The 14,883-nt window shown below is 57.2% G+C and carries 10 protein-coding genes and 1 pseudogene; 6 read left to right on the top strand and 5 right to left on the bottom strand.

Features of this window, described 5'->3' with window-relative positions; genetic code table 11:
- Positions 1-87: 87 nt before the first annotated feature.
- From hemB to N8E89_RS14245, 5 genes are all read left to right on the top strand, one after another.
- Positions 88-1,125, top strand: coding sequence for a porphobilinogen synthase (hemB, locus tag N8E89_RS14265; protein ID WP_106664895.1), 1,038 nt, complete (start codon positions 88-90; stop codon positions 1,123-1,125).
- 80 nt (positions 1,126-1,205) lie between these two features.
- Positions 1,206-1,676 carry an RDD family protein gene (locus N8E89_RS14260; protein ID WP_112759806.1) on the top strand — a complete coding sequence of 157 codons (471 nt, stop codon included), beginning with the start codon at positions 1,206-1,208 and terminating at the stop codon, positions 1,674-1,676.
- A gap of 117 nt (positions 1,677-1,793) precedes the next feature.
- Positions 1,794-2,144 carry a hypothetical protein gene (locus N8E89_RS14255; protein WP_162707081.1) on the top strand — a complete coding sequence of 117 codons (351 nt, stop codon included), beginning with the start codon at positions 1,794-1,796 and terminating at the stop codon, positions 2,142-2,144.
- A 101-nt stretch (positions 2,145-2,245) separates the two neighbouring features.
- Positions 2,246-2,992 carry an arginyltransferase gene (locus tag N8E89_RS14250; RefSeq protein ID WP_106664892.1) on the top strand — a complete coding sequence of 249 codons (747 nt, stop codon included), beginning with the start codon at positions 2,246-2,248 and terminating at the stop codon, positions 2,990-2,992.
- A gap of 84 nt (positions 2,993-3,076) precedes the next feature.
- Positions 3,077-3,976 carry a DMT family transporter gene (locus N8E89_RS14245; protein WP_106664891.1) on the top strand — a complete coding sequence of 300 codons (900 nt, stop codon included), beginning with the start codon at positions 3,077-3,079 and terminating at the stop codon, positions 3,974-3,976.
- A 6-nt stretch (positions 3,977-3,982) separates the two neighbouring features.
- On the opposite strand, the gene N8E89_RS14240 is transcribed toward N8E89_RS14245, so the two are convergent.
- From N8E89_RS14240 to parC, 4 genes and pseudogenes are all read right to left on the bottom strand, one after another.
- The gene (locus tag N8E89_RS14240; protein ID WP_262260291.1) at positions 3,983-7,126 is read right to left on the bottom strand and encodes an efflux RND transporter permease subunit; all 3,144 of its coding nucleotides are present in this window, start codon (positions 7,124-7,126) and stop codon (positions 3,983-3,985) included.
- Positions 7,123-8,331, bottom strand: a complete 1,209-nt coding sequence (locus N8E89_RS14235) for an efflux RND transporter periplasmic adaptor subunit (RefSeq protein ID WP_106664890.1) — start codon at positions 8,329-8,331, stop codon at positions 7,123-7,125. The genes N8E89_RS14240 and N8E89_RS14235 overlap by 4 nt, the downstream gene beginning before the upstream one ends.
- A gap of 27 nt (positions 8,332-8,358) precedes the next feature.
- Positions 8,359-9,069, bottom strand: coding sequence for a TetR/AcrR family transcriptional regulator (locus N8E89_RS14230; RefSeq protein WP_112759809.1), 711 nt, complete (start codon positions 9,067-9,069; stop codon positions 8,359-8,361).
- Between the two features lie 115 nt (positions 9,070-9,184).
- Positions 9,185-11,465: pseudogene (gene parC, locus N8E89_RS14225) on the bottom strand (DNA topoisomerase IV subunit A).
- Positions 11,466-11,691: 226 nt separating this feature from the next.
- Between parC and N8E89_RS14220 the strand changes: the two are divergent.
- On the top strand, positions 11,692-12,888 hold the full coding sequence (locus N8E89_RS14220; protein WP_112759811.1) for an aq_1923 C-terminal domain: 1,197 nt from the start codon (positions 11,692-11,694) through the stop codon (positions 12,886-12,888).
- Positions 12,889-12,965: 77 nt separating this feature from the next.
- Here the strand turns inward: N8E89_RS14220 and aspS are convergent, their stop codons facing one another.
- Complete coding sequence (gene aspS, locus N8E89_RS14215; protein ID WP_262260286.1) at positions 12,966-14,756, bottom strand: aspartate--tRNA ligase; 1,791 nt, start codon at positions 14,754-14,756, stop codon at positions 12,966-12,968.
- Between the last annotated feature and the right edge of the window lie 127 nt (positions 14,757-14,883).

Below are 14,883 nucleotides of genomic sequence, written 5' to 3'. Positions count from 1 at the left end.
TGGTATCTTGGTCCACAGCGCGATCCCTGTTAAAACCATTCCAAACAACAGGAAAAATGTCTGCGATCGGCGGACAAGGCAGCAATCATGAACAAACACCCCGCATTTCAGGCCCGCGCGCCGAGATCTGTCGATGAAATCACGCAGAGCCGCCGCCTGCGGCGTATGCGCAAGGCCGATTGGTCACGGCGTCTGGTTCAGGAAAATCAGCTGACGGTGAATGATCTGATCTGGCCAATATTCCTGTGCGAGGGCACCAACCGGCGTGAGGACATCAGTGCCATGCCGGGAGTTCAGCGCTTTTCCGTGGACATGGCAGTGCGCGAGGCCGAGCGTGCGGCCAAACTTGGTATCCCCGCCATTGCCACCTTTGCCAACATTGATCCCGCCCGGCGAGACGATGCAGGCTCGGGCATACTCGATCCGGATAACCTCATCAATCGCGCCACACGAGCAATCAAGGATGCGGTACCGGAAATCGGCATGATCACCGACGTTGCGCTCGATCCCTTCACCAGCCATGGTCATGACGGCATCCTGCGCGACGGCATCATCGTCAATGATGAAACCGTCGAACAGATTACCAAGGGCGCGGTGCTTCAAGCTGTTGCAGGTGCCGACATTATTGCGCCTTCGGACATGATGGATGGACGAATTGGCGCCATTCGCGACGCGCTAGACCAGAATGGCTTCCAGGATGTCGCGATCATGGCCTACGCGACCAAATTCGCTTCGGCGTTTTATGGTCCATACCGCGAAGCTATAGGCACTTCAGGGCGGCTGAAGGGCGACAAGAAGACCTACTATATCGACCCGGCGAACGCCGATGAAGCGGTACGCGAGGCCGGACAGGATCTGGCCGAGGGCGCGGACTCGCTCATGGTAAAGCCGGGACTTCCCTATCTCGACATCATCCGCCGCTTGAAAGACACATTTGCGATGCCGACCTTCGCCTATCAGGTGTCAGGCGAATACACGATGATCAAGGCAGCGGGCGCCAATGGCTGGATCGATGAGGAACGGGTCATGATGGAAACCCTGCTCGCCTTCAAGCGGGCCGGCTGTGACGGTATCTTGACCTACTTCGCACCGACGGTCGCAGAGCGGTTGAAAGCCGGCTCCTGATTTCTTCTTGAATTATCGTTCTGGAATTCCCAATTTCTGGAGGGCGGCAATGTGCCCGTCCCATTGAAACAGGAAACGAAATGAACGCGAAGACCCTTGATGGCGAAATCATCACCAACCGCCTGGATGACTGGCGGATGTATCAGGGTGTGCGGACCAGCCGCGTCTTCGCTTTCCTGATCGACTACATGATCGTGTTCTTTCTTTGTATTCCCGTGGCGCTCCTGATTGCAATCCTCGGCGTGGCAACACTTGGCGTCGGCTGGATGCTCTACGGCATCATGTTTCCTGCAGTTGCCCTTGCCTATGTCGCGACGACAATGGGCGGACCACGCCAGGCGACGAAGGGCATGCAGATGATGGGGCTAAGGCTGGAGCGGCTCGACGGGCAGAAAGTCGATAGCCTGCTTGCTGTCGTGCACACGGTCCTTTTCTGGGGGCTGAATGTGGTGCTGACACCACTTATTCTGCTGGCAACGCTGTTTCTTGACCGCAAGCGGACTGTGCATGATCTGCTTCTGGGCACAGTGGTTGTCCGCGCTTACAACTGATCCCAAGGGCTCCCGATCAGGAGCCCTTCTTCATTCGGCTTGATTATGATGAATATACGCTCAATTGCATTCGCTCTGGTGGCGCTTGCGTTATTTGGATTTGGAACTGCAAGCAGCATGGCCGCGTCGCCGGCTGGCCGCTTTTGCGGTGAGGTGATTTCCAGTGGTGACTATCAAGACGTGGAAACCATGCTGAATGTGGATAAGGACGGCCGCATTACGGGCACGTACGAACTCGACGAACCGGACGGCCGTGTCGAGGGCACGGTGACGGAAAAGGAACCAGGTACCGGTACGTCGCGAACGCTGGTGTGGACCGACAAGTACGGCACCGGATTACTCGAACTCGATTTTGCCGATGACTATAAGGATTTCAAGGCACGCTGGGGCGGTTCGAACAATGGCAGGTTCGATGCAGCCAGTCACACCTGGAACGGGACACGCTGCACCAGTCTTTCCTTGAGATAAGTCTCAACGAAGACATTCACAGCTGAATGCAATATAATTGAATTGACGTTTGAAGCGGTCGTACGATTCTATAGGCATTGCAGACCGTTCCAGGACCTTGAATGACGCACCAACCACAGCAGTCACCGCAGTTCTTCCTGACAGCCCCCTCGCCCTGTCCCTATCTGGAGGGCCAGCTTGAGCGAAAGGTCTTCACGCATCTGGTTGGCGGCCGAGCGAGCGAACTCAATGATCTCCTGACGCAGGGTGGATTTCGCCGTTCGCAGAACATCGCCTATCGTCCGGCCTGCGAGAACTGCCGTGCATGCGTATCGGTGCGTATTCTCGCCGGTGAGTTCCGGCAGGACAAATCGATGCGTCGCGTCTGGAACCGCAATCGCGACCTGATCGGCAATATCCACCATGCCGAACCTTCAACTGAGCAATATTCCCTGTTCCGCCACTATCTTGATGCTCGCCACAACAAGGGTGGCATGTCGGAAATGACTGTGCTCGATTATGCGATGATGATCGAGGACACCCATGTGCCAACCCAGATCATCGAGTACCGGCGTCGCGGACCGGATTCCTTCATCACCAAGAAAGGCGAAGGCGAGCTCATCGCCGTGGCCCTGACGGATGTGATGGGCGATGGACTATCCATGGTATATTCGTTTTTCAATCCGGAGCATGCGAACCGCTCGCTCGGTACCTTCATGATTCTCGATCATATCCAGCGCGCCGCGGCGGCGGGACTACCGCATGTCTATTTGGGCTACTGGGTCGAGGGATCACGCAAGATGCAATACAAGATCCGCTACAAGCCACAAGAACATCTGGGACCCAAGGGCTGGGAGCGTCGCGACTGAGAGGTCAGCAATGGTCGCTCTGGACGACAATATCAATCCCCGCTAGACCACGCGGCATAATAATAAAAATTCCGGAAACGCCGCATGTCCCAATTACAGCTCGATCACCGCAAGGGCCTGCTCATCACGGGCATTGGCGGGCTTGTCCTTTCCGCCGATATACCTCTGCTCCGGCTTGGCCAGGGTGAGACCTGGTCAACCTTGCTGTTGCGCAGTGTCACAACATTCATCAGCGCGCTCATCATCTGGGCGGTCTGGAGTCTTGCAACCGGCAGACTGCGCACAATCGTCCCGGGCCGCATCGGGTTCGTCGTGGCCGGGCTCTACGGCCTTGCGTCCATTACCTTCATGATCGCTGTCTACAACACGAGGACAGCAAACCTCGTCTTCATCCTTGCGTTCAACACGGTTTTCTCTGCCCTGCTGTCGTGGGTTTTCCTGAAGGAGCGGCCAAAGACAATTACCTTCGTCGCCATGTTCTTCATGCTGATCGGAGTTGGAATCATTGTGCGTGAAGGGCTATCCTCCGGTCACGTATTTGGCGATCTTGTCGCACTCCTATCTACGTTCATACTTTCCCTGGCGATTACCGTCACTCGCTCGTCAGGCAAGGATATGGGTTTCGCCGCGATCATGGGAACGGCGCTGCCAATGCTGGTTGCCGCCTTCATGGTGTCACAGCATGGCTACACTGTCGCCGTGCCCGGATGGATCATCTTCAACGGCGCGGTGGTGACGACCATCGCTTTCCTGTGTCTCGCCACGGGCCCTCGATTCATCTCCGGTCCGGAAGTGGCGATGTTCTATCTGCTGGAAACGGTGCTAACGCCCATATGGGTCTGGCTGGTTTTCGCCGAAAGACCAAGCGATCCAACTCTTGTGGGCGGCGTCATCATCATCACTGCCCTCATCTGCCACTCACTCTGGCAAATGTACCACGCTCGAAAGCGGGTGCGGATGGCGGCTCTCCGCCATCCAATCTGATATCACCTATTCGGCCGCCTCGGCGATAGGCCCGCTCGAGGGATGCAGCGGAACAGTACGCGTACCGGAGTTTTTGGTAGCCTCATCCGGACTGTTCGGCCGGAGCGCCCAATAGAAGGCCCGGCCCATCCAGTGGCTCACATCGTCCATGATCGTATAGAAGGACGGTACGAAAACCAGTGAAAGAACAGTGGAGACCAGCAGGCCGCCGATCACCGCAATGGCCATTGGCGCGCGGAATTCACCGCCGTCGCCGAAAGCCATGGCCGCAGGCAGCATGCCGGCCGACATGGCAATTGTCGTCATGACGATGGGGCGGACGCGCTTGCGGCCGGCATCGATGATGGCCTCGTTTCGCGGTATGCCATGTTTCACTTCTTCGATGGCAAAATCGACGAGCATGATGGCGTTCTTCGTAACAATACCCATCAGCATCAAAATTCCGATGACCACCGCCATCGAGACCGAGTTGTTGGTCAGCAGAAGGGCAACTGCAACGCCGGCAATCGACAACGGCAAGGACATCAGGATAGTGAAGGCATGGAAGATACTGCCAAACAGCAGGATCAGCACGACGAAGACCAGCATGAGCCCCATGATCATCGCGTCACGGAAGCCGGCAAAGACTTCGCCCATGACTTCCGCATCACCTGTTTCCTGAATGCGCACGCCATCCGGCATGGATTTGGCCTCGGGCAGATTCTTGACGATCGAGAGCCCCTCGCCGATCTCCTTGCCGCCCGCCATATTGGCACCGACAACGATGCGGCGTTCGCGATTGAAGCGCTCGATCGAGGATGGACCCTGCCCAAAGCTGATTTCGGCAATCGATTCCAGTGGCACGACGACACCGGAAGGAGCCGTTACGGTCAGCGTGCTGAGAATGGAAAGATCGCGGCGGGACTCTTCCGTCAATTGAACCCTAATCGGTATCTGGCGATCGCCAACCGTGTATTTGGCAAGGTTAGGATCGAGGTCACCCAGTGTTGCCACGCGCAATGCGTCCGATAGTGCGGTCGTTGAAATACCGAGTTCGGCCAGCTTGTCCATACGCGGCGTGACAATGATTTCGGGCCGGTCGAGCGCAGCGGTCGAGGACACCGCCTGGAAACTGCCGGTTGCCGTCATCGCGCTCTGGAGCAGACGCGCCTGTTCATTTACCTTGTCGCCGTTGCTGCCAATAACGCCGACAGCGAACTCGCGCTCGCCGCGATCATTGACGAAATTCGCGCGCAAATCAGGTACTTCGGAGAGTTTGTTGAAAATGTCGGCCTCGACCTGCTTCTGCGTCCGGTCGCGCTCACTCTTGTGACTGAGCTTGACGATCATCGTGGCGCGCCGCGTGTCAAGCGACCCCGTCGGCGACGATCCGCCAGTAACGTAGGTCTGCTGCACTTCCGGGATTTCGCGCATAAGCGATGCCGCCCGATCGGTCACCCGGCGAGTTTCCTCGATCGGTGCACCAGGCGGCAATTCAAGACTGACGGCAACGCGCGCCTCATCTTGCGGCGGTACGAAACCGGAAGGCAGGAAGCCCATTGCCCAGATCGCCACGGCAAATATGGCGGCGCCGCTGATCAGCGTAAGCCAGCGATAACGCAAAGTCACAGTCAGAAATCGCGTATAGGCGCGGATCCAGCCGGTTTCCTGGTCGCCATGATGCAGGCTCTTGCGATCGCGCAGAAGATAAGCCGTCATCATCGGCGTGATCAGTCGAGCGACGAGAAGCGAGAAGAACACGGCCACCGCCACAGTCAGGCCGAACTGTTTGAAATACTGACCGGCAATTCCGCTCATGAAGCTGACGGGCGCGAAGACGGCAATGATGGTTACGGAAATGGCGATGACCGCCAGACCAATCTCGTCGGCAGCTTCCAGGGAAGCCCGGTACGGCGATTTGCCCGACCGCATGTGCCGGACAATGTTCTCGATCTCCACAATCGCATCGTCTACGAGGATACCAGTCACCAGTGTGATGCCGAGCAGGCTGATGAGATTGAGAGAGAAGCCGAGCATATCGATCGCCCAGAACGTGGGGATGGCCGACAGTGGCAATGCAACCGCGGCGATCAAGGTCGCGCGAATGTTACGCAGGAACAGAAAGACGACGACAATCGACAGCAGCGCGCCTTCGACCAGTGAGCTCATGGCCGATTCATAGTTGCCATAGGTGTAGTTCACCGAATTATCGATGATATTGAAACGCGCGTCAGGATATTTCTGCTGCAGCTGGTCCATGCGCGCCTGCACCAGCGCATAGACATCGGCATCGCTGGCGCCCTTGGCGCGGAACACGCCGAGTGAGACGACGGTCTGATTGTTCACCCGGGCAAAGGATTTCGGCTCCTCATAGGAATCGCTTACAGTTCCAAGCGCATCCAGCCGTACCGAACGTCCGCCTGCCAGTGGAATTTCCACGGCTCGCAGATCATCGAGCGTCCGCGACGCGCCGAGCGTACGGATCGTCTGCTGGGTCGTGCCAAGGTCGCCGCGCCCGCCGGTCAGGTCGGCGTTCATGGATTTCAGCGCACGATTGACATCCGCGGCCGTCACTCCGAGCGCAGTCAAGCGGTCTGGATCGAGCGCGACGCGGACTTCACGGGTTACACCGCCATAGCGTTCGACGCGGCCGACGCCTTTCAGCCCCTGGATGTCACGGAGGATCTTGTCATCGACGAACCAGGAAAGCTCTTCTGACGTCATTGCCGGTGCCGAGACGCCATAGGTCAGAATCGCCGAACCTTCCACATCAACAGAGTTGATGATCGGCTCCTTGATTGTCGCCGGAAGATCGTCGCGGATACGCGAAACGGCGTCCTTGACGTCGTTAAGCGCCTTTTGTGTATCAACTTCCAGGCGAAACTCGACGAGGGTCGTCGAATTGCCTTCAGTCAGATTGCTGGTGACGTTCTTGACGCCGGTAATATTGGCGACCGAATCTTCGACGCGCTTGGCAATCTGCGTTTCTAGTTCGGTGGGAGCGACACCGGGGTCCGTGACCGAGACAGAAATCAGCGGCACATCGATGTTCGGAAAGCGCGTGATCGGCAGCTTGGCAAAGGCCATCAAGCCGAGTACGACGAGCACGACAAAAAGAAGGATCGACGGAACCGGGTTGCGGATCGACCACGCGGAAATGTTCCAGTTCATTGGACGGCCCCCGTTGCCTCATCCGTCACGCGAACCGGCGTGACGCGGTCGCCATTGGCGACGAAGGTTCCGGCGCGGGCAACGACGTCTTCGCCTTCAGCCAATCCTTTCAGCACTTCCACTGCCCGGTCGTTGCGGATGCCCAGCTCAATTTTGCGGCTATCGACGACGCCATCCTTGACGACCTGCACCAATGCAGACCGGCCGTGATAGACGACTGCCGAAAGGGGAACGCTGATCCCCTCGCGGCGTGTCAATTCGACGACCGCGCGGGCAAAGTTGCCGGGCCGGATCGCGGGATTTCTGTCGAGCGCAATCTTTACGGAGCCGAGACGAGAGCTTGCGGTGATTTCCGGCGATATAAGCCGGACCCGACCAGCAACCGGCTCATCCATCCCTGACACCCGAACGGCAACAGGCATATTCTCTTTCAGGCGCGGCAGATCGACTTCAGGAATGTTGGCCGCCAGTTCGAAATCCTGGTCGCGCGCGATCCGGAACAACGGACCCGCATTGAACGAGACAATGCCGCCAAGAAGCGCGTTGCGGCTCAGCACAACACCGCTTGCAGGCGCTTTGACGTCGGCTTTTTGCAGCCGCAGCAGCACGTCGCGCTTTTGCGCAGCAACCAGCTGCAATTGGGATTTGGTGGCGACAAGTGCCTGCCGAGATGTATTAAGACGTGCGTTGGCGCTGTCATGCGCATTCGTAGCGTTGTCCAGCTCCATTTTCGAGTTGATGCCCTTGGCCGACAAGGCACGAGCGCGATCAAGCGCTTCCAGGGCCTGGCGAACGGCAATCTCGGCATCAACAATCTGTGCTTCGGACTGGGCGATGGATGCGTCGGCCTGGGCACGTTGCGCTTCGATCTGAGCCAGCTGGATTTCCAGCGAGGACTTGTCTAGACGAGCGAGAATATCGCCTTCCTTGACCACATCGCCCTGATCGGCATTGAGCTCAAGAACGAGCAGCCCTGCGACATCAGTTCCAACAGCAACCTCCTGACGGGGCACGATTGTTCCAGTCACAGTGATTGTCGCCACCATTTCGGCTTTGCTGGCTGGCGTGACGTTGATAATCGGCGCCTTTGCTTCCTGCGATGCGGGAACTGCATTCTCTTCAGCAAACCCGCTGGTACTCAACGACGACACCAGGCTCAGGGAGAGAGCCAGGGAGAACAGAACTTTTTTGCGGTAGTGGCTCATTGGAAAATCCGGGGTGAGAGCAATTATTCACTTGTTTGTCGGGCGCAACATGGCCTCAGCGAGGGCGTGGAACACTGGCTCCAGTGCTTCAACCGGAACACCTTGCGCGGGGAAATTACGCATGATGATCCCCTCGCCCATTGCCGCCAGCGTTGCCACAAGGAGCTCCATATCCGTCACCGGATCGATCTCTCCGCGTTCCTTGGCAGCCGTAAACGCAGCGAGAAGCTTCTCGCGCATCAAGCCTTCGTGGAGCTCACAGATTGCGGCAACGCCCTCGTTGCGCATCGATTCGGCACGGACTTCAACGAAAAGACGTGCGCTGGAATCGCGCGGCCCGGGTCCGGTTGTGTTCAGCGACATCTTCCGCACATGGTCGATACCGACCTGTGTTACGGCATCGATGATATTGCTGGAGCTCAACATACGATCAAGGATTTCAGCGCTTTGCTGCCGGTGCGCCGCCGATATCTTCTCGATGATCGCTTCTTTCGACGGGAAATAGCGGTAGAGCGCGCCAGGGCTCATGCCCGCTTCGGAGCAGATCTCATTCATGGATGCACCGCGAAATCCAGAGCGGATAAAGCAGGTCATCGCGGCGTTCAGGATGCGCTCTTCCTGCGCTTCACGATTGCGTGCCCGTTTTCCGAATAGTTTAGCGACGAAACAATGCCGGGAACCATCCGATTCCTCGTCGGCAATGCTCGCTGGCTGTTTGGGCAGGATGTTATCAACCATGGCGGCGCCAATAAAAGAGAGAACGTTCTCTCTCATTTACGGCAAAGACCCGAATTCGTCAATACGAGAATGATCATTCTCGTATTGTTCGACTCGGCGATACTATTTCAGACGATCACGAAAACTTGCCTGAACGCGGGAAGCCCTTTGGCACCATGCGGCCGGCCGTGGCTCTTGGTCCAGCCCATTCGAGCAATTCCAGCTTGCCGCGCGTGAAACTACGGCCCGATGCGTCCTGCCAGGTCAGCCCCTGCTCCAACGTAAAGATGCGAATATCCGAAACACCACCGTCCTTGTAGCGCTGCAGGCGAACGCCCTTGCCCCGGCCGAGTTCCGGAACTTCGGTGAGCGGGAACACCAGCATCTTGCGGTTCTCGCCGATGATCGCCACCGAGTCACCAACGACCGGAATGCAGTGACGCGCCTCGTCCGGCGTTTTGACGTTCATCACCTGCTTACCCTTGCGGGTATTGGCGATGACATCCGCCTCGGGCACGATGAAGCCGTTACCGACGTGCGATGACAGAAGCAGCTTGCGCTCGGGGTTGTGCACGAAGGCCGTGACAATGTCCTGGTCGTTCTCCATGTCGACGATGATGCGTATCGGCTCGCCATGGCCACGGCCGCCTGGCAGGCTGTTGGCGCCGATCGTGTAGAACTTGCCGCCTGTCGTAAGGACAAGAATGCGATCTGTTGTCTCCGCATGGAAAGCAAGCTTCAGCTTGTCACCTTCCTTGAAGGTCAGCGAAGAGAAGTCCGCCAAGTGACCCTTCATTGCACGCAGCCAACCCTTCTCTGAAACGACAACCGTGACCGGTTCCTTCTCGATCATGGCATGATGAATGTCGGTCAGATCATGCTGGGGGGCATCGGCGAGGGTCGTCCGGCGTTTGCCGAGCAAAGTGTCCGGCGCATATTTCTTCTGCATTTCCGAGATTTGCCAGGAGATCGTCTGCCACTGCTTGGGCTCAGATCCGAGGAGCTGCTCAATTTCGTGCTTTTCCGCGGTAAGGCCATCGAACTCCTTGCGGATCTCGAACTCCTCGAGTTTGCGCAAGGACCGCAGGCGCATGTTGAGGATGGCTTCAGCCTGATTATCCGTCAGTTCAAAGCGGCGAGATCATCTCCTGCTTCGGCTCATCTTCCTCGCGGATGATGCGGATGACCTCATCGATATTAAGGTAGGCGATCAACATGCCGCCAAGAATTTCGAGACGGCGCTCAATTTCGCCGAGGCGATGACGCGAGCGACGAATGAGCACGTCCTTGCGGTGCTCCAGCCATTGCTTCAGAACATCGCGCAGTGAAAGGACATTCGGCACCTTGCCGGCGGAAAGCACGTTCATATTCAAGGGAAAGCGCGTTTCAAGCTCGGTAAGCTTGAACAGCGATTCCATCAGAATGTCGGGATTGACGCTGCGGCTCTTCGGCTCAAGCACCAAACGAACGTCTTCAGTGGATTCGTCGCGAACATCCTCGAGCAGCGGCAGCTTCTTGGCGATCAGCAGCTCCGCAATCTTCTCGATCAGCCGGGATTTCTGTACCTGGTAGGGAATTTCGGTGATGATGATGATCCATGTGCCACGGCCCTGCTCTTCCACCTGCCAGCGAGCGCGCAGCCGAAAACCACCGCGACCGGTCTTGTAGGCTTCGAGAATGGCATCCGGCGTTTCGACCATGATGCCGCCCGTCGGAAAATCCGGGCCGCGAACTTTGGTCTTCAGCGGATCCTCATCCTCGGCCTGCGACATCAGCTCTTCGACCGTAGCATCGGGATGCTTGATCAGATGCAGCGCCGCGGCGCAGAGTTCCGAAACATTGTGCGGCGGGATCGACGTCGCCATGCCGACGGCAATGCCCGATGAACCATTGGCAAGCAGATTGGGGAAAGCGCCAGGAAGGACGATCGGCTCCTCGTCTTCCTCGTTGTAGGTAGGGCGGAAATCGACCGCATCCTCGGTGATGCCTTCCAGAAGCAGCATGGCGACATCGGTCATCCGCGCTTCAGTGTAACGCATCGCAGCTGGATTATCGCCGTCGATATTGCCGAAATTCCCCTGCCCGTCGACAACGGGATATCGTACAGCAAAATCCTGCGACAACCGCACCAGCGCGTCATAAATCGACTGGTCACCATGCGGATGGAACTTACCCATCACCTCGCCGACAATACGCGCGCATTTTGCATAGGACTGGTCAGGCGACAGCCGAAGCAGGCGCATGGCATGCATGATGCGGCGGTGGACCGGCTTCAATCCGTCGCGCACATCCGGCAAGGCACGGTGCATGATCGTTGAAAGCGCATAAGCAAGATAGCGTTCTTCCAGAGCCGCCTTCAGATCAACCGGTTCTACATTATCATCGCCATTGTCTGGCGGGATCAGGCTTTTTCCCATGTCAATGAACTATCAATTCGGGGAATCCCGGGCAAGCGATGATTCGCCAAGATCACAGGCAGTTATTGCCATTTGGAGCGATGAACGGCTGGAAGCTTGCGTTCAATCCGCAAATCTGACTTTCTAGCGCACAAGTTGCAATTATTGCCCATTGATCAGCGCCCGTCATAGTTTTGCCGCGCCCCATGCAATAGCTTCTAATGTTGAAAATAACAGGGATCAAATCATGCCTCCAATCCACCCTCTGAAGTCCGGTTTGCGCGTTCTCGCTGCAACCTCAGCTCTCGTCGTGTTTGCCGGTTCAGCCTATGCGGTGGATGGCAACGCGGTGGCCGCACGATTGAAGGCAGTTTATGCCGAACAGGGCGGCACAATCGAGTATGGCAGTGTCGAAACCAACGGCTCGACGGTCATTCTCAAGGACACGAAGGTCTCCACGACCGGGATAAAGGAAAGCTTCAACGCCGGCGATGTAACATTGAACGATGTCAGCGATGTTTCTGGCGGCGGCTTCAAGATCGGGTCGTTGACGATGCCCGATATCGATTTCAGCCCGGAAGGCGAACCGGACAACAAGATAAGCGTCGACGGAATAAGCCTCGAAGGCATCACCCTTCCCGCTGAAGGCGCAACCGAGCCTCTGGCAAAAATCCTGCAATACGAGAAGGCGGAAGTTAAGCATCTCAATGTCAACGCGAAGGGCAAGGATGTATTCACCGCCGACAATGTGACTGCAACAATTTCGCCGCTCACCCAAACCAGTCCCGTCGCATTCACAACCAATGTCGAGAGCTTCAAGGCGGATCTCTCCGACATCGAAGACCCGAAGACCAAGGATGCGCTTAAGGCGCTTGGCTACGAGACCATTTCGGGAAAGATAGACATAAACGGAACATGGAACGTGTCCGATGGCCGTCTCAACTTCGAAAAGATGGACTTCGTTGCCGACAATGCTGGAACGCTTGGCCTGAAGTTCGATATTTCCGGCTATACGCTCGATTTCATCAAAGGTCTGCAGGAAGCGACCAAGAACATGGAAGGCAAACCTGACGATGTACAGAGCATGGCGATGCTTGGCCTGATGCAGCAGTTGAGCTTCACGGGTGCGTCCATCCGTTTCGACGACGCGTCGGTCACATACAAGGCGCTTGACTATGTCGCCAAGCAACAGGGAGCCAAGCGTGGTGATCTGATCAACCAGGCCAAGGCAATCCTTCCGATGGCAGCTGCCCAGCTCGGCAATGCCGAATTCGCGCAGTCGCTCGGAGCGGCGGTGAACACCTATCTTGACAATCCGAAAACCATCGAGATCAAGGCCGCTCCAGCCAAGCCGGTTCCTTTCGCCATCATCGCCGCGGGTGGCATGGCCGATCCGAAATCGCTGATCAAAACGCTTGGCGTTACGGTCACCGCCAGCCAATGATTGTGCAGGGATTCTAACAAAAAGCCCGGCAGCGCCGCCGGGCTTTTTGTTTATTCGGTGTCGGTTAGCAGAGGTTTCTAATCCTCTTTCTTCACCGGATTAAGCCGGATGTGCAGGTCGCGCAACTGAGCTTGCGATACATCCGACGGGGCGTTCATCAGCAGATCATGAGCCTGCTGGTTCATCGGGAACATGGTGATCTCGCGCAGGTTCCTCGCTCCGACAAGCAGCATCACGATACGGTCGATACCAGCTGCCATGCCGCCATGCGGAGGTGCACCATACTGGAAAGCGCGGTAGAGGGCGCCAAAATCCTCTTCTACGGTCTCCCGCGAATGACCGACAGCCTCGAATGCCTTGACCATGGTTTCCGGCAGATGGTTGCGGATACCACCTGATGCAATCTCGAAGCCATTGCAGACCATGTCATACTGGAACGCCTTGATCGTCAATGGATCCTGGTTCTCCAGGGCATCCATGCCACCCTGCGGCATAGAGAACGGGTTGTGGGCGAAATCGATCTTTTTCTCATCTTCGAGCCATTCGAAGAATGGGAAATCGACGATCCAGCACAGCTTGAACTGGTCGCGATCAACGAGGTTCAGTTCCTCACCTGCGCGCGTACGTGCTGCTCCGGCAAACGAGACGAACTTCTTCGGATCGCCGGCAACGAAAAACACCGCATCGCCCTCGTCGAGGCCGAGCTGCGTACGGATCGCTTCGGTCCGTTCCGGGCCGATATTCTTCGCGAGAGGTCCTGCCCCTTCAAGGTTTTCACCTTCCTTGCGCCAGAAGATATAGCCGAGGCCCGGCTGCCCTTCCCCCTGCGCCCATGAATTCATGCGATCGCAGAAGGCGCGCGAACCGCCAGTCTTGGCCGGAATCGCCCAGACTTCAACCTTCGGATCATTGGCGATCATGTTGGCGAACACCTTGAAGCCGGAACCCGCGAAATGCTCGGTCACTGCCTGCATTTCAATCGGGTTGCGTAAGTCAGGCTTGTCCGAACCAAATCGGCGCATGGCGTCGTCATAGGTGATCCGTGGGAATTCCTGCGTAACAGGCTTGCCGTCAGCAAATTCCTCGAAAACACCGCGCAGAACCGGTTCCATCGTCGACAGAACATCATTCTGCTCGACAAAGCTCATTTCCAGGTCGAGCTGGTAGAACTCACCCGGCAGACGGTCAGCGCGGGGGTCCTCGTCGCGGAAGCACGGCGCAATCTGGAAGTAGCGATCGAAACCGGACATCATGATCAGCTGCTTGTATTGCTGCGGTGCCTGCGGCAACGCGTAGAACTTGCCGGGATGGATACGGCTCGGCACAAGGAAGTCTCGCGCGCCTTCCGGCGAAGAAGCCGTCAAAATCGGGGTTGAGAATTCAGTGAAGCCAATTTCGGTCATGCGGCGGCGCATCGCGGCAATGATCCTGGTGCGCGACATGATGTTCTTATGCAGGGTGTCACGGCGCAAATCGAGGAAGCGGTACTTTAGACGGATATCTTCCGGATAATCGAGCTCGCCGAACACTGGCAAGGGCAATTCCTTGGCGGCGGACAGGACTTCGATTTCGCGCGCAAAAACCTCGATTTCGCCGGTCGGCATGTTGGGGTTGACGGTATCGTCCGTGCGGGCCTTCACCTCGCCGTCCACACGGATAACCCATTCACCGCGCACGGTCTCCGCCAATTCGAATGCCGGCGGATCCGGACTCGCGACGATCTGCGTCAGGCCGTAATGGTCGCGGATATCGATAAAGAGAATGCCGCCATGGTCACGGACGCGGTGAACCCAGCCGGAAAGACGAACTGTCGAACCAACGTCCGATTTACGCAAGGCGGCGCAGGTATGGCTGCGGTAACGGTGCATGATATGTGCCTCTGATATGTATGCTGGTGGCCGGACAGCGTGGGATAAGCCCCGGCAAAGCCCGAGAATTTGGGCGGACAAGCGCATTTTGAGGGTGATTTGTCAAGATCAGGATTGAGGGCCAAGA

Origin of the sequence: Phyllobacterium sp. A18/5-2, from assembly GCF_025452215.1 — a bacterium.
In the GTDB taxonomy this organism is placed as follows: domain Bacteria; phylum Pseudomonadota; class Alphaproteobacteria; order Rhizobiales; family Rhizobiaceae; genus Phyllobacterium; species Phyllobacterium sophorae.
Note: the sequence above shows the minus strand (reverse complement) of the source record. Positions and strands in the feature narration are given on the sequence as shown.